Genomic DNA, 21083 nt, shown 5'->3' on the forward strand with positions numbered 1-21083 from the left:
TTTGGAATGATTTAATGAAAATATTGAATGTTATTAACGAAAACGTTATAATTTTTTGATAATTAAAATACTTAAACTCTTTTAAAAATTTATTTTTCAAATTATCGTTTTTTTTAACGCTCCACTAAAATTTAATTCACATAATGTATACTAGATTGACTACAACATGTTGCTATTAATTTTATTTCGAAATCAATATCGATACTATAGACACCTTTGACTCAAGGTTTATTACGAAAACTAACCAGCTTATAAAAGAGTAGAGTTTTAGTAACCGCACTAACGCTGATCTAAAACAGATTCCTGATACAATACTTTTGGTACCTAACCTTGTTTTATAAATAAAAGCTTTGACTTAATCAAAAGTCAAAGCCTATAATTTTTATTGAAGCCAGCAAATTCCTTAATTTTAGCCTATTATGTTCACAATAAACTGATCAAATAAATAAGATGCGTCATGTGGCCCTGGGCTTGCTTCTGGATGGTATTGAACGGAAAAACAATTTTTGTTTTTCATACGCATCCCCGCAACCGTTCCATCGTTTAAATGCAGATGTGTAATTTCGAAATCAGGATGATTTTCCAATTCTTCTTTATTAACAGCAAAACCATGATTTTGAGAAGTGATTTCTCCTTTTCCCGTAATGACGTTCTTTACAGGATGGTTTATACCTCTATGACCATTGAACATTTTATAAGTCGAAATTCCATTTGCCAAACCAATTACTTGATGTCCAAGACAGATTCCGAATAATGGTTTGTCGTTTTCAAGAATTTCTTTTGCAACCTGAATAGCACCAGAAAGTGGCTCTGGATCACCAGGACCGTTGGATAAAAAATATCCATCTGGATGGAATGCCGCTAAATCCTGATAGGTAGCATCGAAAGGAAATACTTTAATATAGCAATCTCTTTTAGCTAGGTTGCGAAGAATATTAGTTTTAATTCCTAAATCAAGTGCCGAAATCTTATAGGTTGCATTTTCGTCACCAAAGAAATACGATTCCTTAGTTGATACTTTAGAAGCCAATTCTAAACCATTCATGTCTGGAACTTTTGCCAATGCAATCTTTAGATCTTCTATTGAAGTTCCATCTGTACAAATTACAGCATTCATTGCTCCATTGTCACGTATGTAGCTAACAAGGGCACGCGTATCTACGTCAGAAATGCAGATTAGATTTTGTTTGATAAAATAATCTTCTAAACTCCCGGATGCATCTTCACGAGAATAATTGAAGCTGAAATTTTTACAAACCAATCCTGCTATTTTAATGCTTTGCGATTCTACTTCTGAATCGTTTACGCCATAATTTCCAATATGGGCATTGGTGGCTACCATTAATTGACCAAAATACGAAGGGTCAGTAAAAATTTCTTGGTAACCTGTCATTCCTGTGTTAAAACAAACTTCGCCAAAAGTGGTTCCACTTATTCCAATAGATTTGCCATGGAAAATTGTCCCGTCACTTAGTAGAAGAATTGCTTTTTGTCGTGTTGTATATTTCATTCTTTGATTTCTATTATTAATTTAATAGTCTCATGGAACTCGCTAGGCTCGTTACATTTGTAGTTAAATATTGTGCAAATTTAATTCATTAAAGCAATCGATGCAAGTTTTTGAAATTTATTCTCAGATAAAAACATTCTAATCGAACTTCCGCGGAAACGCCATCCTTTTGGTTCTTTAAAAGCAAAGGGTACAGCGAACAGCAGGACAAAACGACATTAACTCCCTAAATTTTCGCTCTGAAAAAATCAAAAAAAAAGGATAAACTATAAATAGCTTATCCTTGATTTTTATTGAATGATTATTTTCATAATTACTCAGCAGCGTCTGTAGTTGTTTCAGTTTCGGCAGCTGGAGCTTCAGTAGCTTCATCTTTCTTAGCTTTACCACCACGACGGCTTTTTGCTTTTTTAACTTCTTTTTTACCTCCATTGTAAAGTTCATTGAAATCAACTAATTCGATCATTGCCATATCAGCATTATCTCCTAAACGATTTCCAACTTTAATGATACGAGTGTATCCACCTGGACGGTCTCCTACTTTAGCAGCTACGTCTCTGAACAAGTCAGTAACCGCATATTTGCTACGTAAATAAGCAAAAACGATACGACGATTGTGAGTCGTATCTGCTTTTGATTTTGTTATAAGCGGCTCAACGAATTGTTTAAGCGCTTTTGCTTTAGCAACAGTAGTGTTAATACGTTTGTGCTCGATAAGAGAACAAGCCATATTAGCTAACATAGATTTTCTATGCGCAGTCTGTCTGCTTAAGTGATTGAATTTTTTTCCGTGTCTCATTGCTATGTAAATTTAAACCTTGCGGCTTAGATTATTCTTTATCTAGTTTGTATTTTGCTAAATCCATTCCGAAATTCAAATTTTTAATAGCAACTAGTTCATCTAGCTCAGTTAAAGATTTTTTACCAAAATTACGGAATTTCATTAGGTCATTTTTATTGAACGATACTAAATCACCAAGTGTATCAACTTCAGCCGCTTTCAAACAATTTAATGCTCTTACAGAAAGATCCATATCAACAAGCTTAGTTTTAAGCAATTGTCTCATGTGTAATGATTCTTCATCATATGATTCTGTTTGTGCAATTTCGTCAGCCTCAAGTGTAATTCTTTCGTCAGAGAACAACATAAAATGGTGTATTAAAACTTTAGCAGCTTCAGTAAGAGCGTCTTTTGGATTGATTGAGCCATCAGTTTTGATTTCAAAAACTAATTTTTCATAATCTGTTTTTTGCTCTACACGGAAGTTTTCAATTGCATACTTTACATTTTTTACCGGAGTAAAAATGGAGTCAGTAAAAATAGTTCCAATTGCAGCATTCTGTTTTTTGTTCTCTTCAGCAGGAACATATCCTCTACCTTTTTCGATAGTTAAATCGAAATTAAGTTTGATTTTACTGTCTAAATTACAGATAACAAGTTCTGGATTCAAAACTTGGAAACCTGAAATAAATTTTTGAAAATCACCAGCTGTTAATTGATCTTTACCTGAAACAGATATAGTAACTGATTCATTATCGATATCTTCAATTTGACGTTTGAAACGTACTTGTTTAAGATTAAGGATAATTTCGGTAACGTCTTCAACAACTCCTGGAATAGTAGAAAATTCATGATCTACACCTTCAATGCGAACAGATGTAATTGCATAACCTTCTAATGCTGAAAGCAAAACTCTTCTAAGTGCATTACCAACGGTCAATCCGTATCCTGGTTCTAAAGGTCTGAATTCAAATTTACCTTCAAAATCGGTTGAATCGATCATGATAACTTTATCGGGCTTCTGAAAATTAAATATTGCCATAAATTTCGACTAAGTCAATTATTATTTGTTGTACAACTCTACGATTAATTGTTCTTTAATGTTTTCTGGGATTTGAAGTCTCGCAGGTACAGAAACGAAAGTACCTTCTTTGATATCATTATTCCAAGTGATCCATTCATAAACATGACTTGAATTAGATAAAGAACGTTCGATTGCTTCTAAAGATTTAGACTTTTCACGAACTCCAACTTTATCACCAGGTTTAAGGTGGTAAGAAGCAATATTTACTACATCACCATTAACAGTAACGTGTCTGTGAGAAACCAGTTGTCTGGCACCTCTTCTAGAAGGAGCAATACCCATTCTAAAAACAACGTTATCTAATCTTGCTTCACATAATTGTAAAAGAACTTCACCAGTAACACCTTTAGTTGCTGATGCTTTTTTAAATAAACCTCTGAATTGTTTTTCTAAAATCCCGTAAGAATATTTAGCCTTTTGCTTTTCCATTAACTGGATCGCAAATTCAGATTTTTTACCTCTTTTTTTAGCCATCCCGTGTTGTCCGGGTGGATAATTTCTTTTTTCGAAAGCTTTATCGTCTCCGAAGATTGCTTCGCCGAATTTACGGGCGATTCTTGTACTTGGACCAGTATATCTTGCCATTTTAAATTGTTTAAGATAGAGATTATGAATTCAGGTCTTATCCTTCGATAATCGTTATTCTACCTAGGTTATACTAAAAAAATATTATTAAACTCTACGTCTTTTAGGAGGACGACATCCGTTGTGAGGCATTGGAGTAACATCGATAATCTCTGTAACTTCAATTCCACCGTTATGCAAAGAACGGATAGCAGACTCACGCCCGTTTCCTGGTCCTTTTACATACACCTTTACTTTTTTAAGTCCAGCTTCAAGAGCTACTTTACTACAATCTTCTGCTGCCATTTGGGCTGCGTATGGAGTGTTCTTTTTAGAACCTCTAAAACCCATTTTACCAGCTGACGACCAAGAAATAACTTCACCTTTTTTGTTTGTCAAAGAAATGATGATATTGTTAAAAGTAGCAGAAATATGAGCTTCTCCCGTTGATTCAACGATAACTTTACGTTTTTTTGCAGTTGCTTTAGCCATATTACTTATTATTTAGTTGCTTTTTTCTTGTTGGCAACAGTTTTTCTTTTACCTTTTCTTGTTCTAGAGTTGTTTTTAGTTCTTTGTCCTCTTAAAGGAAGACCAGTTCTATGACGGATACCTCTATAACATCCAATATCCATTAAACGTTTGATGTTTAAAGAAACCTCAGAACGTAATTCTCCTTCAATTTTGAAAGCTGATACTGCTTCACGAATTGCTCCGATCTCATCATCATTCCAATCTTGAACTTTTTTATCTTGGCTAACTTGAGCTTTTTCTAAAATCTCAATAGCTCTACTACTTCCTAATCCGAAGATATAGGTAAGTGCTATAACACCTCTCTTATTTTTTGGGATATCTACCCCTGCTATTCTTGCCATAATTATCCTTGTCTTTGTTTAAATCTAGGATTCTTTTTGTTTATTACGTACAATCTCCCTTTTCTTCGCACAATTTTGCACTCGGGACTTCTCTTTTTTACTGAAGCTCTAACTTTCATTTTGAATATCCTTTAATATCTATAAGTAATTCTTGCTTTTGACAAATCGTAAGGGCTCATTTCTAGTTTCACTTTATCACCAGGTAATAATTTGATATAATGCATACGCATTTTTCCAGATATATGTGCTATTACAATGTGTCCATTTTCTAACTCTACACGGAACATGGCATTTGACAATGCTTCAATGATTGATCCGTCTTGTTCTATTGCTGATTGTTTTGCCATAAAGTTAAGCTACTGCTTTTCTATTTTTACCACTTTTCATTAAACCATCATAATGCTTATTCAACAAGTATGAATTGATTTGCTGCATTGTGTCTATAGCAACACCAACCATAATTATTAATGAAGTACCTCCATAAAACATTGCCCAAGATTGTTGAACATCCATAAGACTTACAACAATTGCCGGGAACACAGCTATTAAAGCAAGAAATAAAGATCCTGGGAAAGTTATTAAAGACATCACTTTGTCAAGATAATCAGAAGTTTCAACTCCTGGTCTAGTACCTGGAATAAAACCACCACTTCTCTTTAAATCATCAGACATTTTATTAGTAGGTACAGTAATGGCAGTATAAAAGAAAGTAAATACAATTATTAAAGTTGCAAATACTAAATTATACCAAAATCCAAACATATTACTAAAAGCGCCAACAATTGATTGTGATGCATCTGATTTAGACAAACCTGCTAAGGCTGCAGGAATAAACATAATTGCCTGGGCAAAAATTATCGGCATAACCCCTGAAGCATTAAGTTTCAAAGGAATCCATTGTCTATTGCCGCCCAACATGTCTTGTTCAAAATCACCTGATGTAGTACGACGCGCATATTGAACAGGAATCTTCCTGATCGCCATAACTAATAGTACACAACAAATGATAACTAATAACCAAATGATAATTTCAATAACTAATAACATCGGTCCACCATTATTATTGGTAACTCTTGTTGTAAACTCTTGAATAAAAGCCTGAGGTAATCTAGCCAAAATTCCAACCATTATTAACAAAGAAATACCATTTCCAATTCCCTTATCCGTAATTTTTTCTCCTAACCACATGGCAAAAATTGTACCTGTAACTAAAATAATCACTGACGAAAATAAGAATTCAAATGAATTGAATCCCAATAAAAATGCATTACTAGGTAATGTTCTATATAAATTATAGATGTACGTCGGACCTTGAACTAAAGTAATCCCAATTGTCAACCAACGTGTAATTTGATTAATCTTCTTTCTACCGCTTTCTCCATCACTTTGAAGTTTTTGCAAATAAGGAATCGCAATTCCCATTAACTGAACTACAATAGAAGCAGAAATATAAGGCATAATTCCTAAAGCAAAAACTGATGCTTGAGAAAATGCACCTCCAGTAAACATGTCAAGAATTGAACCAATTCCTTCTTTAGTTTGGCCCGCTAAATTACCTAACTGTGTAGCATCAATACCTGGTAGAGTAACTTGAGCCCCAAAACGATAAACTAAAAGTAAACCCAATGTGATAAGGATTCTATTTTTTAGTTCCTCAATTTTCCAGACATTACTTATTGATTCAATAAATTTCTTCATATTAATTGAAAAATTACATTGTTACAGCTTCTCCACCAGCAGCTTCAATAGCAGCTTTTGCAGTAGCAGTAAATTTGTGAGCGGTTACTTTTAATTTTGCTGTCAATTCACCTCTACCTAAAATCTTAACGATTTCATTTTTAGTAGCCAAACGATTAGCAACGTAAACTGTCATATCGACAGTATCTTTGATAACACCATTATCAACTAAAAGTTGAAGTGTATCAAGATTTACACCTTCGTAATCTTTACGATTGATGTTTGTAAAACCAAACTTAGGCACACGTCTTTGAAGTGGCATTTGCCCACCTTCAAAACCAATCTTTTTAGAATAACCAGAACGAGATTTTGCTCCTTTGTGACCTCTTGCAGAAGTACCACCTTTTCCAGAACCTTCTCCTCTACCTAATCTTTTATTTTGATTGTGTGTAGAACCTTCAGCAGGTTGTAAGTTACTTAAATTCATAACAGTATTTGTTATTTAGCTTCTTCAACAGAAACTAAGTGTTTAACTTTATTTATCATCCCAAGGATTGTAGGGTTTGAATCATGCTCTACAACTTGTCCCATTTTACGTAGACCTAAAGCTTCTAATCCTCTCTTTTGAGTAAGCGGACAGTTGATTTTGCTTCTAACTTGTTTTACTAATAATTTAGCCATAATTTCCTTGAATTAACCTTTAAAAACTTTTTCTAAAGAAACGCCTCTTTGTTTTGCAACAGTATAAGCACTTCTCATTTGTAATAAAGCATCAAAAGTTGCTTTTACCACGTTGTGAGGATTTGAAGATCCTTGCGATTTAGATAATACATCATGAATTCCTACTGATTCAAGAACTGAACGAACAGCTCCACCAGCAATAACTCCTGTACCATGAGAGGCAGGAATTAAGAAAACACGTGCACCACCAAATTTACCTTTTTGCTCGTGAGGTACTGATTGACCATTCAAAGGAATTTTTACTAAATTCTTCTTAGCATCTTCTACTGCTTTCGCAATTGCTTCAGAAACATCTTTAGATTTTCCTAATCCGTGTCCAACCACTCCATTTTCATCACCGACAACTACAATAGCAGAAAAACCAAAAGCTCTACCACCCTTTGTAACTTTAGTAACACGATTTACACTTACCAAACGATCTTTTAATTCAAGACCACTTGGTTTTACTAACTCTACATTCTTGTATTTACTATTAGACATACTATATTAGAATTTAAGTCCAGCCGCTCTTGCGCCTTCCGCTAATGATTTAATACGTCCGTGATATAAATAACCTCCTCTATCGAAAGTTACTACGTCTATCCCAGCTTTTAAAGCTTTTTCAGCAACTAGTTTTCCAACTGCTGTAGCAACTTCAATGTTCGTACCGTTACCTATTTCTTTTTCTCTTGAAGAAGCCGCCAATAAAGTAACTCCGTTTACGTCATCAATAAGTTGCGCGTAAATTTCTTTGTTACTTCTAAATACAGATAGTCTTGGATTAGTAGCAGTACCACTAATTGATTTTCTAATTCTGAATCTAATTCGTTGTCTTCTTTCAGGTTTTGTTAATGACATAATCTTATTTTTTAAGCTGATTTACCTGCTTTTCTTCTTAATACTTCACCTACAAATTTAACACCTTTTCCTTTGTACGGCTCTGGTTTACGGAAACCTCTGATTTTCGCAGCTACCTGACCTAAAAGTTGTTTGTCAAATGATGTTAATTTAACAATTGGGTTTTTACCTTTTTCAGATATAGTTTCCAAAACTACTTCTGAAGCAATTTCTAAAACTATATTGTGAGAGTAACCAAGTGCTAAATCTAATTTTTGTCCTTGATTTGAAGCTCTATAACCAACTCCTACCAATTCTAATGATTTAGTAAAACCAACTGTAACACCGATAATCATGTTATTGATTAAAGATCTGTACAAACCGTGTTTTGCTCTTTGGTCTTTGTGATCAGAAGATCTATCTACTTGAACTAGATCCCCTTCAACCGTTACAGTTACGTCCGAAAACTCCTGAGTTAGTTGACCATTTTTTCCTTTTACCGTAATAATACCATCAGCAACTGTAACAGTTACTCCAGCTGGTATTGTTACTGGGCTTTTACCTATTCTTGACATCTTATATAGTCTTTAAAATTAGTATACGTAACAAATTACTTCGCCACCAACATTCAATTGTTTCGCTTTCTTTCCAGTCATTAAACCTTTAGAAGTAGAAACAATAGCAATTCCTAATCCGTTAAGGATTCTAGGAATGTTTGAAGAACCTGAATATTTACGTAAACCTGGTTTACTAATTCTTTGGATATCTTTAATTACAGACTCTTTAGTATCTTTATCATACTTCAAAGCAATTTTGATTGAACCCTGAACAGCGTTGTCTTCAAATTTGTAACTCAAGATATAACCTTGATCAAATAAGATCTTTGTTATTTCTTTTTTTAGATTAGATGCAGGAATCTCGACAACTTTGTGGTTTGCAGCCACTGCGTTACGAACTCTTGTCAAATAATCGGCAATAGGATCTGTATACATGTGTATTAATTTGCGGTTTTGGTTTTCGACAAACGATTTATCGAACCTGAAACCAATTTATAAATTTCTATAATCACGAATTTCAAATTACGAATTACACTTTAAATTGTAATTCGTAACTTATAATTCCTAATTGAATTTTACCAAGATGCTTTTTTAACACCTGGTATCAATCCGTTATTTGCCATTTCACGAAATGTAACACGTGAAAGACCGAATTGACGCATATACCCTCTTGGTCTACCTGTTAATTTACATCTATTGTGCAAACGAACTGGCGAAGCATTTTTCGGTAACTTTTGCAAACCTACGAAATCTCCAGCTTCTAACAAAGCTTTTCTTTTCTCAGCATACTTAGCAACTGTTTTTTCTCTCTTAACCTCGCGGGCTTTCATTGATTCTTTAGCCATGTCTTAATTCTTTTTAAAAGGTAAACCTAGTTCAGCCAATAATGATTTTGCTTCCTTATCTGTTTTTGCAGTAGTTACAAAAGAAATATCCATACCTGAAATTTTGTTTACTTTATCAATATCAATTTCTGGGAAAATGATTTGTTCCAAAACACCAAGGTTATAATTTCCTCTTCCGTCAAAACCAGTAGCTTTAATACCACCGAAATCTCTTACACGTGGTAAAGCAGAAGTGATAAGTCTATCTAAAAACTCATACATTCTTTCTCCTCGTAAAGTAACTTTTGCTCCAATCGGCATCCCTTTTCTCAATTTGAATGACGCAACGTCTTTCTTTGAAATTGTAGATACTGCTTTCTGTCCAGTGATCTTTGTTAACTCATCAACTGCATAGTCAATTAGTTTTTTATCAGATACAGCTGCACCAACTCCTTTACTTAAAACGATTTTTTCCAATTTTGGAACTTGCATTACGTTTACGTATCCGAATTCCTCTTTAAGAGCAGCGATTACTCTGCTCTTATATTCTTCTTTTAGTCTAGGTATATACGCCATTACTATAGTACTTGATTAGATTTTTTTGAAAATCTTACTTTCTTATCTCCTTCTACTCTAATTCCCACTCTAGTTGTTTCCTTAGTTTTAGGATCAATTAAAGAGATATTAGATATTTGTATAGAAGCTTCTTTCTTTACGATACCACCTTGAGGGCTTTTTGCACTAGGTTTCGTATGTTTCGAAACCATGTTTACACCTTCAACTATCGCTTTGTTTTTCTCACGGTACACGCGTAAAACCTTACCTTCAGCACCTTTATGGTCTCCAGCAATCACTCTTACGATGTCACCTGATTTTATTTTTAGCTTTATCATCTTAAAAACGAATTAAAGCACTTCTGGTGCTAATGATACAATTTTCATGAATTGTTTTTCACGAAGTTCTCTTGCTACCGGACCAAAAACACGAGTTCCTCTCATTTCACCAGCAGCATTCAATAACACACATGCGTTGTCATCAAATCTAATGTATGAACCATCGGCTCTTCTCACTTCTTTTTTGGTACGTACAACAACTGCAGTTGAAACAGCTCCTTTTTTAACGCTTCCGTTAGGAGCAGTATCTTTGATAGAAACTACAATCTTGTCACCAACAGAGGCATACCTTCTTTTGGTACCTCCTAAAACACGGATAGTTAAAACTTCCTTTGCTCCAGTGTTATCTGCTACTTTTAGTCTTGATTCTTGTTGTACCATAATTATTTAGCTCTTTCTAGGATTTCAACTAACCTCCAACATTTTGTTTTACTCATAGGACGCGTTTCGCTAATCCTTACAGTATCTCCAATGTTGCAGTCGTTCTTTTCGTCGTGTGCGTGATACTTTTTAGTTTTCAACACGAACTTACCGTATAATGGGTGTTTTACTTTACGCACTTCAGCAACAACAATGGATTTGTCCATTTTGTCCGAAGTAACAACACCAACTCTTTCTTTTCTTAAATTTCTTTTTTCTTCCATCTTTCAGCAGATTACAATTATTGCAACTCTCTTTTAGTAAGTTCCGTAGCTAATCTTGCAACTGTTCGTCTTACACTTCTAATTTGAAGGGGATTCTCAATTGGAGAAATAGCGTGAGCCATTTTTAGGTCGGCATATGCCTTCTTAGTCTGGCTAAGTTTTTCTTGCAACTCCGCTGCAGAAAGATCTTTTATTTCTGATTGTTTCATAATATAATATAAATTATGCTTCGAAATCTCTAGCAACGACGAATTTAGTTTTTACCGGAAGCTTTTGAGCTGCAAGACGTAACGCCTCTTTTGCAACTGACAAAGGTACTCCTCCAACTTCAAACATAATTCTTCCGGGTTTAACAACAGCAGCCCAATACTCAACTGCACCTTTACCTTTACCCATACGTACCTCAAGAGGTTTCTTAGTGATAGGTTTGTCTGGAAATATTTTGATCCATAATTGTCCTTCTCTTTTCATAAAACGAGTTGCAGCAATACGCGCAGCTTCGATTTGACGAGAGGTTAAGAACATTCCATCTTCATGTACAGATTTAATACCAAACATTCCATTAGAAAGTTCATGTCCTCTTTGAGAGTTCCCTTTCATTTTACCTTTTTGTACCTTACGGTATTTTGTTCTTTTAGGCTGTAACATTTTTCTTTAGTTTAAAAATTTACTTTCGTTTACGAGCGTCTGGTTTACCACCTTTGTTAAAAGGTTTTCTGTCTCCTCTAGGAGAATCACCACCTTTACCACCAGCACCAGATTGTTTTTTGTCCATTCCAGCAAGTGGAGAAAGATCTCTCTTTCCATAAACTTCACCTTTCATGATCCACACTTTGATACCCATTCTACCATAAGTAGTATGCGCTTCAGCCAAAGCATAATCAATATCAGCTCTGAAAGTTGATAGAGGAACTCTACCTTCTTTGAAACCTTCTGAACGTGCCATCTCTGCACCATTCAAACGACCAGAAATCAAAACTTTGATACCTTCAGCGTTCATACGCATTGAAGCAGCAATAGCCATTTTGATTGCACGTCTGTAAGAAATTCTGCTTTCGATTTGACGACAGATGCTTGTAGCAACTAGATACGCGTCAAGTTCAGGTCTTTTTATTTCAAAGATGTTGATTTGAACCTCTTTGTCAGTAATTTTCTTAAGTTCTTCTTTCAACTTGTCTACCTCTTGTCCACCTTTTCCGATAATGATACCAGGTCTAGCAGTAGTGATAGTAACGGTTACAAGTTTCAAAGTTCTCTCGATAATTACTTTTGATACACTAGCTTTTGATAAACGAGCATGGATATACTTTCTGATTTTGTGATCTTCGGCAAGTTTGTCACCATAATCATTTCCACCATACCAGTTTGAGTCCCATCCTCTGATGATACCAAGTCTATTTCCAATTGGATTTGTCTTTTGTCCCATCTTGTATTAAATTGCTTGTGTGTTATTAATAGATCCAAGCACGATTGTTACGTGATTAGAACGTTTTCTTATTCTGTGCGCACGACCTTGTGGAGCTGGACGAAGTCTTTTCAACATCATTCCACCATCTACTGTAATCGTTTTAACAAATAAACCTGCTTCTTCCATATTAGCGTCAGGGTTTTTTGCTTGCCAGTTGGCAATTACAGATAAAACCAATTTTTCTAATTTTCTTGAAGCTTCTTTAGAACTAAATCTTAAGATGTTTAGTGCTCTTTCTACCTTCTGACCTCTTACCAAGTCCGCTACTAAGCGCATTTTTCTAGGTGAAGTAGGGCAGTTATTCAATTTTGCGAAAGCAATAGACTTATTAGCCTCTTTTCTCGCATCTGCTGTTTCTCTTTTACGAACTCCCATTACTTCTTATTTTTTACCTTTATTTTTTGCTCCAGCATGACCTCTAAAAGATCTAGTTGGTGAAAATTCTCCTAATTTGTGACCTACCATGTTTTCTGTTACGTAAACTGGTACAAATTGACGACCGTTATGAACTGCGATTGTTTGCCCAACAAAGTCTGGAGTAATCATAGAAGCTCTAGACCATGTCTTAACCACTCCTTTATTTCCACCTGCAATGTTTTCTTGAACTTTCTTGTCTAACTTATAATGAACGAAAGGTCCTTTTTTTAATGAACGTGCCATATCTTATTATTTCTTTCTACGTTCTACGATATACTTGTTACTCGGGTTTTTCTTAGAACGAGTTCTATAACCTTTAGCTGGTATTCCATTTCTTGAACGTGGATGTCCACCAGAAGAACGTCCTTCACCACCACCCATTGGGTGATCGACAGGGTTCATTGCAACAGGTCTTGTTCTAGGTCTTCTTCCTAACCATCTTGTTCTACCAGCTTTTCCTGATACAACTAATTGGTGGTCTGAATTAGAAACCGCTCCAATTGTAGCCGAACAAGTCAACAAGATTAATCTTGTTTCCCCAGAAGGCATTTTGATTGTAGCATATTTTCCATCTCTTGCCATTAACTGAGCAAATGTTCCAGCAGAACGAGCGATTACAGCTCCTTGCCCTGGTCTCAATTCGATACAAGAAATTACAGTTCCAAGTGGAACTCTACTTAAAGGTAAAGTATTACCAATTTCAGGTTGAGATTCTGGACCAGAAACTAATTTCTGACCAACTTTCAATCCGTTTTGAGCAATAACATACGTTTTCTCACCATCAGCATATGCTAATAATGCGATAAATGCAGTACGATTTGGATCATATTCAATTGATTTAACCGTCGCAGGAATTCCTTCTTTTGTACGTTTAAAATCAATGATACGATATCTCTGCTTGTGACCACCACCCGTATAACGCATGGTCATCTTTCCTTGACTATTTCTACCTCCAGAGTTTTTTATCGGCGCTATCAAAGAGCGTTCCGGCTTATCAGTTGTAATGGCGTCATAACCATTCACAACTCTAAATCGCTGACCTGGGGTAATAGGTTTTAATTTTCTTACTGACATTTTTCTATCTTAGATATTGTTGTAAAAATCAATTGTTTCTCCTTCTTGTACTTGAACAATTGCTTTTTTAATTGCATTAGTCTTTCCACTGATTAAACCACTTTTAGTGTATTTAGTAGTTCTGTCCGGTCTTACGTTCATCGTGTTAACACTCAAAATAGTTACTCCATAAGCAGCTTCAACAGCTTTCTTAATTTGCACTTTATTTGCTTTTTTGTCAACAACGAATCCGAAGCGGTTTAAAACTTCACTTTCTTTGGTTACTTTTTCCGTTACTATAGGCTTAATTATGATGCTCATGTCCTATTATTTACTTAAATTTTCTTCAATTATCTCCAAAGAACTCTCTAAAAGCACTAAATTATTAGCGTTTAAAATAGCGTAAGTGCTTAATTCTAAGCTACTTACCACGCTAGAGCCTTTTAAATTACGTGACGACAAATATACATTTTTATTTGTATCACCCAAGACAAACAGAGATTTTTTATTTTCTAACTCTAAAGCCTTCAAAACGTTGATGAAATTTTTAGTGTTTGGTGTTTCAAAATTAAAATCTTCAAGAACGATAATATTCGATTCTTTTGCTTTAATTGAGAAAGCAGATTTTCTAGCCAAACGTTTCAAGCTTTTATTCAATTTGAATGAATAACTTCTTGGTCTTGGTCCGAAAACTGTCCCACCACCTTTAAACAATGGATTCTTTGCACTACCCGCACGAGCAGTACCAGTTCCTTTTTGTTTTTTAATCTTACGCGTACTTCCCGCAACTTCAGCTCTTTCTTTAGCTTTGTGCGTTCCTTGTCTTTGATTAGCAAGATATTGCTTAACATCAAGGTATACTGCGTGATTGTTTGGTTCTATACCAAATACTGAATCAGAAAGTTGAACTACTCTTCCAGTATCTTTTCCGTTGAAATCTAATACTTTTGCTTCCATTACTTCTGAATGATTACATAAGAGTTGTTATGACCAGGAACACATCCCTTTATAACAAGTAGGTTCTTTTCAGCCACTACTTTTAAAACTCTAAGGTTTTGAACTTTTACATTGTCTCCTCCCATACGTCCAGCCATACGCATTCCTTTGAATACTCTAGATGGATAAGAAGAAGCTCCTACAGAACCTGGCGCTCTTAAACGGTTGTGTTGACCGTGAGTTGCTTGACCAACACCACCAAAACCGTGACGTTTTACAACCCCTTGAAAACCTTTACCTTTAGATACACCTTGTACATCTACAAATTCTCCTTCAGCAAAAATAGACACATCAATAAGATCTCCTAATTTTTGTTCTGTTGCGAAATCTTGGAATTCAATGACTTTTTTCTTAGCTACAGTTCCCGCTTTTTTAAAGTGACCTAAAGCCGCTTTTGTGGAATGTTTCTCGTTTTTGTCATCGAAACCAAGTTGCAACGCTTCGTACCCGTCAACACCTTTGGTTCTGACTTGGGTAACAACACATGGACCAGCTTCGATTACTGTACAAGGAATGTTCTTCCCGTTCTCGTCGAAAATGCTAGTCATGCCGATTTTTCTACCAATTAACCCAGACATAAATATTAATTATTAATTATTAAATATAAATATAGAACGCAGCTTTTAACCGAATCCTATTTTTTTAGTGGGTGCAAATGTATAACTTATTTACACACAAACCAAAAAAATATTCTTCGCTTAAAAACAGCGTTCTTTTCTTACTAGTAAGCTATTTAAACTTTGATCTCTACTTCAACACCGCTAGGCAATTCAAGCTTCATCAAAGCATCAATAGTTTTTGATGAAGAGGAATAAATGTCAATTAATCTCTTATATGACATTACTTCAAATTGCTCTCTCGCTTTTTTGTTAACGTGTGGAGAACGTAGCACTGTAAAAAGTTTTTTGTGTGTTGGCAATGGAATTGGCCCTGTAACAACTGCACCGGTACTTTTTACCGTTTTTACAATCTTCTCAGCAGACTTGTCTACTAACATGTGATCGTAAGATTTTAATTTTATTCTGATTTTTTGACTCATTTTCTTAAAGATTATGCGTTTCCTTTTGCTTTTTTGATAACTGCTTCCGAAATATTAGAAGGCGTTTCAGAGTAATGTGAAAATTCCATAGTAGATGTTGCTCTACCTGATGAAAGTGTTCTTAACGTAGTAACGTATCCAAACATTTCAGATAATGGCACATCTGCCTTAATGGTTTTAGCACCCGCTCTATCACCCATATCATTTACCTGACCTCTACGACGGTTGATATCACCTACAATATCCCCCATGTTTTCTTCAGGTGTAATCACTTCCATTTTCATGATTGGCTCTAATATAACAGCACCAGCTGCTTTAGCTACCTCTCTATACCCCATTCTTGCTGCAAGCTCAAAAGAAAGTGCATCAGAATCCACAGGGTGGAAAGATCCATCCAATAAAGTTACTTTCAAACTATCAACTTGGTATCCTGCTAAAGGACCTGTTTTCATAGCCTCTCTAAAACCTTTTTCTACAGATGGAATATATTCTTTAGGAACGTTACCACCTTTTACAGCATTAACAAACTGCAATCCTACAGGAGCTTTACCATCAACTTCATCAGCAGGCTCTAGTCTAAATACGATATCACCGAATTTACCACGACCACCAGATTGTTTTTTGTAAGTTTCTCTGTGTTGAGCAGATTTTGTAAATGCTTCTTTATATTCAACTTGAGGCTCACCTTGGTTTACTTCAACTTTGAATTCACGTCTCATTCTATCAACTAAGATATCCAAGTGAAGCTCACCCATACCCGAGATAATAGTTTGCCCTGAAGCTTCATCTGTTCTAACAGTAAACGTAGGATCCTCTTCGGCTAATTTAGCCAAAGCCATACCCATTTTATCTACGTCAGCTTTCGTTTTAGGTTCAATTGCAATACCAATTACTGGCGCTGGGAATTTCATAGACTCAAGAATAATTGGGTGTTTTTCATCACACAAAGTATCTCCAGTTTTGATATCTTTAAATCCAACTGCCGCTCCAATATCACCTGCTTCGATATAATCGATTGGGTTTTGCTTGTTAGCATGCATTTGGTAAATACGAGAAATTCTTTCTTTATTTCCTGAACGTGTGTTCAAAACGTAAGAACCCGCATCTAAACGTCCTGAGTAAGCACGGAAGAAAGCTAAACGACCTACGAATGGGTCAGTAGCAATTTTAAAAGCTAAAGCAGCAAATGGCTCTTTAACATCAGGCTTACGCAATATTTTAGTTTGATCTTCTTCTAACAATTCCGCATCATCAGGATGGATTCCTTCGATACCATCTTTATCCATTGGAGATGGCAAATATTTACATACTGCATCTAACATGAATTGAACTCCTTTATTTTTAAAAGAAGAACCAGCAATCATAGGAATGATAGCCATATCCATTACAGCAGCTCTCAATGCAATATTGATTTCTTCCTCTGTAATAGAGCTTTCATCTTCCATGAATTTTTCAAGCAAAGTCTCATCATAATCAGCTACTGCCTCAATAAGAATCGATCTATACTCTTTAACCTCTTCAAGCATATCCTCTGGAATAGGCACAATATCATAAGTTGCTCCTAAACCTTCCTCATGCCATACTATAGCTTGATTTTTAACTAAATCAACAACACCTCTGAAATCATTTTCTTCGCCAATAGGCAAAGTGATTGCAACTGCGTTTGATTTCAACATATCTCTTACTTGTTGACAAACCATCAAAAAGTTAGATCCTTGTCTATCCATTTTATTAACGAATCCAATACGTGGAACTCTGTATTGATCTGCCAATCTCCAGTTAGTTTCTGATTGTGGCTCAACACCATCAACAGCACTAAATAAGAAAACCAAACCATCAAGAACACGTAAAGAACGGTTTACTTCAACTGTAAAGTCAACGTGTCCCGGTGTATCGATAATATTGAAGTGATAAGGAGCTGTTTCAGATAAAACTTTACCTTGTTCAGTTGGAAAATTCCATTCACAAGTTGTAGCTGCAGAAGTAATTGTAATACCTCTTTCTTGCTCTTGTGCCATCCAGTCCATTGTTGCAGCACCATCGTGCACTTCACCAATTTTGTGTGATTTTCCTGTGTAGAATAATATACGCTCAGTTGTTGTTGTTTTACCAGCATCAATGTGAGCAGCAATTCCTATGTTTCTTGTATATTTTAGATCTCTAGCCATTTCTTAAGAATTAAAATCTAAAGTGAGAGAATGCTTTATTAGCTTCTGCCATTTTGTGAGTATCCATTCTTTTCTTAACAGCAGCTCCTTCTTCTTTAGCCGCAGCTAAACATTCTGAAGCTAACCTTTGAGCCATCGATTTTTCGTTTCTTCTTCTAGAATAAAGAATTAACCATTTCATCGCCATAGAAATTTTTCTATCTGGACGAATTTGCATTGGGATTTGAAATGTAGCTCCACCTACTCTACGACTACGTACTTCTACGTGAGGCATAACGTTAGCCAATGCATCTTTCCAGATTTCCAATGAAGGTTTTTCTGCATCTTGTTTTTTAGACTCAATGATGTCAATCGCATCATAAAATACTTTAAACGCTGTCGATTTTTTTCCATCCCACATTAAGTTGTTCACAAAACGTGTTACCAGTTGGTCATTAAACCTTGGATCTGGTAAAAGTGGTCTTTTCTTTGCCGCTCTTTTTCTCATGTCTTTTTGTTTAAAAAAAGTCTCAATGCCATAACGTCACAACGCCTTAATGTAAAAAATACACTTTCGACTTTAGACTTTAGACTTTTAGACTAATTAATTACTTTTTTGCTTCTTTTGGGCGTTTAGCTCCGTACTTAGATCTTCTTTGCGTTCTTCCTGCTACTCCTGACGTATCAAGCGCACCACGAACGATGTGATATCTAACTCCTGGTAAATCTTTTACCCTTCCACCCCTAACTAATACTATCGAGTGCTCTTGTAGATTGTGTCCTTCACCAGGGATGTAAGCATTCACTTCATTACCATTTGTCAAACGTACACGCGCTACTTTACGCATGGCTGAGTTTGGTTTTTTTGGTGTTGTAGTGTAAACACGCGTACAAACCCCTCTTCTTTGAGGACAAGAATCTAAAGCAACCGATTTACTCTTCTTAGTTATCTGAGTTCTTCCTGTTCTTACTAATTGTTGAATTGTTGGCATAATTAATACTAAAAATTTCTTATTATATTAAATTCCCGCTTTTTACGGGGTTGCAAATGTAGAAAATATTTTTTATTCTACAAACGTTAATCTATTAATTTTCAATAAGATTATTTTATCATTAGATTTTTATCCCAAACATTAAATATTTGCATTACTTTTATTAAAATACCTACTCAATTGAAATCCTCTTACATTTTATTTTTCCTTATCGTTTTTTGCCTTAATTGTTCTGCACAAAACTTTCGATTATTGATTAGCGGCAGCAATTCATTAGAAACAAAAATCATAGACTCTTTAAAATACAGCACCGAACACAAAAACACAAAATCGATCAATGAAGTGGTAATTCGCCTTTCGGAAAAATTATCCGAAATGGGTTATATCGACAATACCACTTTGGAATTCACCGAGCAAAAAGACTCTAGTTTTGTAGTCAATTTTTCGTTAGGAAAAAAAATAAATTCAATACATATATATATAGGTACAAACGCGCGATTTAACACCTTGTTGAACTTAAGTGAAAAAGACACAGTAATACTGCCATACTCAGAAATTAGTTCTTTTTTAAAGCTCGCGGTACAAAAATTAGAACAAAACGGGTTTGCATTAGCCAAATTAAAGCTGACAAACATTAAAAGAATCGACGCCGAAATTTATGCTGACTTACATATAGAATCAAATGAAAAAAGGACACTAAACGCAATCACAATCAATTATCCAGAAAACAACCAATCAAATACATTTCCCAGTGGGCATTTAGCACAAATCAATAGAAAATACAAAAACAGTATTTTTAATCAAAAAATAGTTGAAGATATTTATATTGATTTTGAAAAATTTGGATTTATTAACCAAGTAAAATATCCCGAAATTTTATTTACAAAAGACACAACAAAAGTTTACGTATATCTTGAGAAAAAAAAATCTAATACTTTTGATGGCTTTATTGGGTTTTCCAATAATGAAAATAAAAAAATTACCTTAAATGGATACTTAGACGTAAAGCTGGAAAACATCTTGCGTTCAGGAGAACAATTATCCATTTATTGGAAAAGTGACGTAAACGACCAAAAAACTTTTAACGCCAGCATTGAACTGCCTTATTTATTCAAAACCCCAATAGGAATAAAAGCACAGATTCAATTATTCCGACAAGACAGTACTTTTCAAAACACAAAAACAACAATTGACTTAAGCTATTTTACAAATTACAATACACGATTTTACATAGGATACCAAACAACTGAGTCAAGTGATATTCAAAATTCAATCGAAACTTCGATAAGCGATTTTATTAATTCTTTTTTAACCACCAGTTTAACGTACACTAAAGTAGACCCAACTAGTTTTACTTTTCCAATAAAATCATTTTTTTCAGTAATTGCCGGAACAGGCAAACGAGAGATCAACAGTCAGGCAGCAAACACCACAAAAAACAATCAATTTTATTTAAACATTCAAGCTACTCATAACTTTAACTTGAATAAAAAGAATATAATTAATATAAATAGTCAGAATTATTATTTACAAAGTAACGATTATGTCGTAAATGAATTGTTCCGTTTTGGCGGATTTAACAGTATAAGAGGCTTTACAGAAAACAGCTTACAGGCATATTTCCTGACCACAATTCTTACTGAATACCGCTATATCCTAACGTCCGATTTGTATATACATTCCATATTAGACTACGCTTATTATCAAGACAAAAGTACCGATATAAAAGATACCTTACTTGGAATTGGTCTAGGAATGGGACTTCAAACCAAAAACGGATTATTGAAATTGGCTGTTGCCAATGGAAGCTCCAGAAAACAAGAGACAAAATTCAACAATACAATCATTCAGATTGCGTATAATGTTAAATTTTAAATGCAAATAATATTCAGGATTGTATCTACCGTTTCCTTGATTTAAATAAAAGTTAATATTTTAAAAAATAAACATTCATCTGTTAGTACTATTCAACTGTTCTTTTTTAATATCTTCAAGTAACCTCTAT

34 protein-coding genes are annotated in these 21083 nt (G+C 34.8%); 1 reads left to right on the plus strand and 33 read right to left on the minus strand.

The features are described from left to right. Nucleotides 1-409: 409 nt before the first annotated feature. The 33 genes from carA to rpsL form a co-directional block, all read right to left on the minus strand. Nucleotides 410-1510, minus strand: coding sequence for a glutamine-hydrolyzing carbamoyl-phosphate synthase small subunit (carA, locus tag ACNQGJ_RS12260; protein WP_417973161.1), 1101 nt, complete (start codon nucleotides 1508-1510; stop codon nucleotides 410-412). A gap of 313 nt (nucleotides 1511-1823) precedes the next feature. Beyond that, a complete protein-coding gene (rplQ, locus tag ACNQGJ_RS12265; protein ID WP_417973163.1) occupies nucleotides 1824-2309 on the minus strand; it encodes a 50S ribosomal protein L17 in 486 nt (161 codons plus the stop codon). A 31-nt stretch (nucleotides 2310-2340) separates the two neighbouring features. Then, nucleotides 2341-3333 (minus strand): DNA-directed RNA polymerase subunit alpha, encoded by a 993-nt coding sequence (locus ACNQGJ_RS12270; RefSeq protein WP_417973165.1) that lies wholly within the window; start codon nucleotides 3331-3333, stop codon nucleotides 2341-2343. 21 nt (nucleotides 3334-3354) lie between these two features. Continuing rightward, nucleotides 3355-3960 (minus strand): 30S ribosomal protein S4, encoded by a 606-nt coding sequence (gene rpsD / locus ACNQGJ_RS12275; protein ID WP_417973167.1) that lies wholly within the window; start codon nucleotides 3958-3960, stop codon nucleotides 3355-3357. Between the two features lie 87 nt (nucleotides 3961-4047). Continuing rightward, entirely contained in the window at nucleotides 4048-4431 is a 384-nt protein-coding gene (gene rpsK, locus ACNQGJ_RS12280) for a 30S ribosomal protein S11 (RefSeq protein WP_024981527.1), read from the minus strand. A gap of 8 nt (nucleotides 4432-4439) precedes the next feature. Then, complete coding sequence (gene rpsM, locus ACNQGJ_RS12285) at nucleotides 4440-4814, minus strand: 30S ribosomal protein S13 (protein ID WP_039110216.1); 375 nt, start codon at nucleotides 4812-4814, stop codon at nucleotides 4440-4442. Between the two features lie 2 nt (nucleotides 4815-4816). Further along, complete coding sequence (ykgO, locus tag ACNQGJ_RS12290; protein WP_008992256.1) at nucleotides 4817-4933, minus strand: type B 50S ribosomal protein L36; 117 nt, start codon at nucleotides 4931-4933, stop codon at nucleotides 4817-4819. A 12-nt stretch (nucleotides 4934-4945) separates the two neighbouring features. Beyond that, nucleotides 4946-5161, minus strand: a complete 216-nt coding sequence (gene infA / locus ACNQGJ_RS12295; protein WP_007136545.1) for a translation initiation factor IF-1 — start codon at nucleotides 5159-5161, stop codon at nucleotides 4946-4948. Nucleotides 5162-5165: 4 nt separating this feature from the next. After that, nucleotides 5166-6512, minus strand: coding sequence for a preprotein translocase subunit SecY (secY, locus tag ACNQGJ_RS12300; RefSeq protein WP_417973169.1), 1347 nt, complete (start codon nucleotides 6510-6512; stop codon nucleotides 5166-5168). 13 nt (nucleotides 6513-6525) lie between these two features. Continuing rightward, on the minus strand, nucleotides 6526-6978 hold the full coding sequence (gene rplO, locus ACNQGJ_RS12305; protein ID WP_066081007.1) for a 50S ribosomal protein L15: 453 nt from the start codon (nucleotides 6976-6978) through the stop codon (nucleotides 6526-6528). Between the two features lie 11 nt (nucleotides 6979-6989). Continuing rightward, nucleotides 6990-7172 (minus strand): 50S ribosomal protein L30, encoded by a 183-nt coding sequence (gene rpmD / locus ACNQGJ_RS12310; protein ID WP_027310825.1) that lies wholly within the window; start codon nucleotides 7170-7172, stop codon nucleotides 6990-6992. Nucleotides 7173-7184: 12 nt separating this feature from the next. Then, entirely contained in the window at nucleotides 7185-7712 is a 528-nt protein-coding gene (gene rpsE, locus ACNQGJ_RS12315; protein WP_035668102.1) for a 30S ribosomal protein S5, read from the minus strand. Between the two features lie 6 nt (nucleotides 7713-7718). Continuing rightward, a complete protein-coding gene (rplR, locus tag ACNQGJ_RS12320) occupies nucleotides 7719-8069 on the minus strand; it encodes a 50S ribosomal protein L18 (RefSeq protein ID WP_132065674.1) in 351 nt (116 codons plus the stop codon). An 11-nt stretch (nucleotides 8070-8080) separates the two neighbouring features. After that, nucleotides 8081-8623 (minus strand): 50S ribosomal protein L6, encoded by a 543-nt coding sequence (gene rplF, locus ACNQGJ_RS12325; protein ID WP_417973172.1) that lies wholly within the window; start codon nucleotides 8621-8623, stop codon nucleotides 8081-8083. Nucleotides 8624-8641: 18 nt separating this feature from the next. Beyond that, nucleotides 8642-9040: a 30S ribosomal protein S8 gene (gene rpsH / locus ACNQGJ_RS12330; RefSeq protein WP_131917006.1), complete on the minus strand. Its 399-nt coding sequence runs from the start codon at nucleotides 9038-9040 to the stop codon at nucleotides 8642-8644. A 140-nt stretch (nucleotides 9041-9180) separates the two neighbouring features. Beyond that, a complete protein-coding gene (rpsN, locus tag ACNQGJ_RS12335) occupies nucleotides 9181-9450 on the minus strand; it encodes a 30S ribosomal protein S14 (RefSeq protein ID WP_007136553.1) in 270 nt (89 codons plus the stop codon). A gap of 3 nt (nucleotides 9451-9453) precedes the next feature. Next, on the minus strand, nucleotides 9454-10005 hold the full coding sequence (gene rplE, locus ACNQGJ_RS12340) for a 50S ribosomal protein L5 (RefSeq protein ID WP_417973174.1): 552 nt from the start codon (nucleotides 10003-10005) through the stop codon (nucleotides 9454-9456). Nucleotides 10006-10007: 2 nt separating this feature from the next. Next, the gene (rplX, locus tag ACNQGJ_RS12345; protein WP_035668111.1) at nucleotides 10008-10322 is read right to left on the minus strand and encodes a 50S ribosomal protein L24; all 315 of its coding nucleotides are present in this window, start codon (nucleotides 10320-10322) and stop codon (nucleotides 10008-10010) included. A 12-nt stretch (nucleotides 10323-10334) separates the two neighbouring features. After that, nucleotides 10335-10703, minus strand: a complete 369-nt coding sequence (gene rplN, locus ACNQGJ_RS12350; RefSeq protein ID WP_026717863.1) for a 50S ribosomal protein L14 — start codon at nucleotides 10701-10703, stop codon at nucleotides 10335-10337. Between the two features lie 2 nt (nucleotides 10704-10705). Next, nucleotides 10706-10966, minus strand: a complete 261-nt coding sequence (gene rpsQ, locus ACNQGJ_RS12355; protein WP_039110222.1) for a 30S ribosomal protein S17 — start codon at nucleotides 10964-10966, stop codon at nucleotides 10706-10708. A 17-nt stretch (nucleotides 10967-10983) separates the two neighbouring features. Then, nucleotides 10984-11175: a 50S ribosomal protein L29 gene (rpmC, locus tag ACNQGJ_RS12360; RefSeq protein ID WP_035668115.1), complete on the minus strand. Its 192-nt coding sequence runs from the start codon at nucleotides 11173-11175 to the stop codon at nucleotides 10984-10986. A gap of 13 nt (nucleotides 11176-11188) precedes the next feature. Further along, a complete protein-coding gene (gene rplP / locus ACNQGJ_RS12365; protein ID WP_007803637.1) occupies nucleotides 11189-11614 on the minus strand; it encodes a 50S ribosomal protein L16 in 426 nt (141 codons plus the stop codon). 19 nt (nucleotides 11615-11633) lie between these two features. Beyond that, a complete protein-coding gene (gene rpsC / locus ACNQGJ_RS12370) occupies nucleotides 11634-12392 on the minus strand; it encodes a 30S ribosomal protein S3 (RefSeq protein ID WP_282717549.1) in 759 nt (252 codons plus the stop codon). A gap of 6 nt (nucleotides 12393-12398) precedes the next feature. Beyond that, entirely contained in the window at nucleotides 12399-12809 is a 411-nt protein-coding gene (rplV, locus tag ACNQGJ_RS12375; RefSeq protein WP_007136561.1) for a 50S ribosomal protein L22, read from the minus strand. Nucleotides 12810-12815: 6 nt separating this feature from the next. Further along, complete coding sequence (rpsS, locus tag ACNQGJ_RS12380) at nucleotides 12816-13094, minus strand: 30S ribosomal protein S19 (protein ID WP_007136562.1); 279 nt, start codon at nucleotides 13092-13094, stop codon at nucleotides 12816-12818. 6 nt (nucleotides 13095-13100) lie between these two features. Continuing rightward, nucleotides 13101-13925, minus strand: a complete 825-nt coding sequence (gene rplB / locus ACNQGJ_RS12385; protein WP_035668122.1) for a 50S ribosomal protein L2 — start codon at nucleotides 13923-13925, stop codon at nucleotides 13101-13103. A 9-nt stretch (nucleotides 13926-13934) separates the two neighbouring features. Further along, complete coding sequence (gene rplW / locus ACNQGJ_RS12390) at nucleotides 13935-14225, minus strand: 50S ribosomal protein L23 (protein ID WP_035668124.1); 291 nt, start codon at nucleotides 14223-14225, stop codon at nucleotides 13935-13937. A 6-nt stretch (nucleotides 14226-14231) separates the two neighbouring features. Then, on the minus strand, nucleotides 14232-14861 hold the full coding sequence (rplD, locus tag ACNQGJ_RS12395) for a 50S ribosomal protein L4 (protein WP_417973178.1): 630 nt from the start codon (nucleotides 14859-14861) through the stop codon (nucleotides 14232-14234). Beyond that, nucleotides 14861-15478, minus strand: coding sequence for a 50S ribosomal protein L3 (gene rplC / locus ACNQGJ_RS12400; RefSeq protein WP_417973180.1), 618 nt, complete (start codon nucleotides 15476-15478; stop codon nucleotides 14861-14863). Before rplC ends, rplD begins: the two co-directional genes overlap by 1 nt. Nucleotides 15479-15633: 155 nt before the next feature. After that, the gene (gene rpsJ / locus ACNQGJ_RS12405) at nucleotides 15634-15939 is read right to left on the minus strand and encodes a 30S ribosomal protein S10 (RefSeq protein ID WP_011963470.1); all 306 of its coding nucleotides are present in this window, start codon (nucleotides 15937-15939) and stop codon (nucleotides 15634-15636) included. Nucleotides 15940-15950: 11 nt separating this feature from the next. Continuing rightward, entirely contained in the window at nucleotides 15951-18107 is a 2157-nt protein-coding gene (fusA, locus tag ACNQGJ_RS12410) for an elongation factor G (RefSeq protein ID WP_417973182.1), read from the minus strand. Between the two features lie 10 nt (nucleotides 18108-18117). Further along, entirely contained in the window at nucleotides 18118-18594 is a 477-nt protein-coding gene (rpsG, locus tag ACNQGJ_RS12415) for a 30S ribosomal protein S7 (protein WP_417973184.1), read from the minus strand. 100 nt (nucleotides 18595-18694) lie between these two features. Then, on the minus strand, nucleotides 18695-19078 hold the full coding sequence (gene rpsL / locus ACNQGJ_RS12420; protein WP_007136570.1) for a 30S ribosomal protein S12: 384 nt from the start codon (nucleotides 19076-19078) through the stop codon (nucleotides 18695-18697). 252 nt (nucleotides 19079-19330) lie between these two features. Here rpsL and ACNQGJ_RS12425 point away from each other — a divergent pair, with 252 nt between their 5' ends. After that, entirely contained in the window at nucleotides 19331-20953 is a 1623-nt protein-coding gene (locus ACNQGJ_RS12425; protein WP_417973186.1) for a BamA/TamA family outer membrane protein, read from the plus strand. Nucleotides 20954-21083: the final 130 nt, after the last annotated feature.

It is taken from the genome of Flavobacterium cryophilum (assembly GCF_048286555.1).
GTDB lineage: Bacteria > Bacteroidota > Bacteroidia > Flavobacteriales > Flavobacteriaceae > Flavobacterium.

Bases quoted from the DNA above. Each gene is read 5' to 3' on its own strand.
- carA (WP_417973161.1), bottom strand. From the start codon at position 1,510: ATGAAATATACAACACGACAAAAAGCAATTCTTCTACTAAGTGACGGG.
- rplQ (WP_417973163.1), bottom strand. From the start codon at position 2,309: ATGAGACACGGAAAAAAATTCAATCACTTAAGCAGACAGACTGCGCAT.
- ACNQGJ_RS12270 (WP_417973165.1), bottom strand. From the start codon at position 3,333: ATGGCAATATTTAATTTTCAGAAGCCCGATAAAGTTATCATGATCGAT.
- rpsD (WP_417973167.1), bottom strand. From the start codon at position 3,960: ATGGCAAGATATACTGGTCCAAGTACAAGAATCGCCCGTAAATTCGGC.
- rpsK (WP_024981527.1), bottom strand. From the start codon at position 4,431: ATGGCTAAAGCAACTGCAAAAAAACGTAAAGTTATCGTTGAATCAACG.
- rpsM (WP_039110216.1), bottom strand. From the start codon at position 4,814: ATGGCAAGAATAGCAGGGGTAGATATCCCAAAAAATAAGAGAGGTGTT.
- ykgO (WP_008992256.1), bottom strand. From the start codon at position 4,933: ATGAAAGTTAGAGCTTCAGTAAAAAAGAGAAGTCCCGAGTGCAAAATT.
- infA (WP_007136545.1), bottom strand. From the start codon at position 5,161: ATGGCAAAACAATCAGCAATAGAACAAGACGGATCAATCATTGAAGCA.
- secY (WP_417973169.1), bottom strand. From the start codon at position 6,512: ATGAAGAAATTTATTGAATCAATAAGTAATGTCTGGAAAATTGAGGAA.
- rplO (WP_066081007.1), bottom strand. From the start codon at position 6,978: ATGAATTTAAGTAACTTACAACCTGCTGAAGGTTCTACACACAATCAA.
- rpmD (WP_027310825.1), bottom strand. From the start codon at position 7,172: ATGGCTAAATTATTAGTAAAACAAGTTAGAAGCAAAATCAACTGTCCG.
- rpsE (WP_035668102.1), bottom strand. From the start codon at position 7,712: ATGTCTAATAGTAAATACAAGAATGTAGAGTTAGTAAAACCAAGTGGT.
- rplR (WP_132065674.1), bottom strand. From the start codon at position 8,069: ATGTCATTAACAAAACCTGAAAGAAGACAACGAATTAGATTCAGAATT.
- rplF (WP_417973172.1), bottom strand. From the start codon at position 8,623: ATGTCAAGAATAGGTAAAAGCCCAGTAACAATACCAGCTGGAGTAACT.
- rpsH (WP_131917006.1), bottom strand. From the start codon at position 9,040: ATGTATACAGATCCTATTGCCGATTATTTGACAAGAGTTCGTAACGCA.
- rpsN (WP_007136553.1), bottom strand. From the start codon at position 9,450: ATGGCTAAAGAATCAATGAAAGCCCGCGAGGTTAAGAGAGAAAAAACA.
- rplE (WP_417973174.1), bottom strand. From the start codon at position 10,005: ATGGCGTATATACCTAGACTAAAAGAAGAATATAAGAGCAGAGTAATC.
- rplX (WP_035668111.1), bottom strand. From the start codon at position 10,322: ATGATAAAGCTAAAAATAAAATCAGGTGACATCGTAAGAGTGATTGCT.
- rplN (WP_026717863.1), bottom strand. From the start codon at position 10,703: ATGGTACAACAAGAATCAAGACTAAAAGTAGCAGATAACACTGGAGCA.
- rpsQ (WP_039110222.1), bottom strand. From the start codon at position 10,966: ATGGAAGAAAAAAGAAATTTAAGAAAAGAAAGAGTTGGTGTTGTTACT.
- rpmC (WP_035668115.1), bottom strand. From the start codon at position 11,175: ATGAAACAATCAGAAATAAAAGATCTTTCTGCAGCGGAGTTGCAAGAA.
- rplP (WP_007803637.1), bottom strand. From the start codon at position 11,614: ATGTTACAGCCTAAAAGAACAAAATACCGTAAGGTACAAAAAGGTAAA.
- rpsC (WP_282717549.1), bottom strand. From the start codon at position 12,392: ATGGGACAAAAGACAAATCCAATTGGAAATAGACTTGGTATCATCAGA.
- rplV (WP_007136561.1), bottom strand. From the start codon at position 12,809: ATGGGAGTTCGTAAAAGAGAAACAGCAGATGCGAGAAAAGAGGCTAAT.
- rpsS (WP_007136562.1), bottom strand. From the start codon at position 13,094: ATGGCACGTTCATTAAAAAAAGGACCTTTCGTTCATTATAAGTTAGAC.
- rplB (WP_035668122.1), bottom strand. From the start codon at position 13,925: ATGTCAGTAAGAAAATTAAAACCTATTACCCCAGGTCAGCGATTTAGA.
- rplW (WP_035668124.1), bottom strand. From the start codon at position 14,225: ATGAGCATCATAATTAAGCCTATAGTAACGGAAAAAGTAACCAAAGAA.
- rplD (WP_417973178.1), bottom strand. From the start codon at position 14,861: ATGGAAGCAAAAGTATTAGATTTCAACGGAAAAGATACTGGAAGAGTA.
- rplC (WP_417973180.1), bottom strand. From the start codon at position 15,478: ATGTCTGGGTTAATTGGTAGAAAAATCGGCATGACTAGCATTTTCGAC.
- rpsJ (WP_011963470.1), bottom strand. From the start codon at position 15,939: ATGAGTCAAAAAATCAGAATAAAATTAAAATCTTACGATCACATGTTA.
- fusA (WP_417973182.1), bottom strand. From the start codon at position 18,107: ATGGCTAGAGATCTAAAATATACAAGAAACATAGGAATTGCTGCTCAC.
- rpsG (WP_417973184.1), bottom strand. From the start codon at position 18,594: ATGAGAAAAAGAGCGGCAAAGAAAAGACCACTTTTACCAGATCCAAGG.
- rpsL (WP_007136570.1), bottom strand. From the start codon at position 19,078: ATGCCAACAATTCAACAATTAGTAAGAACAGGAAGAACTCAGATAACT.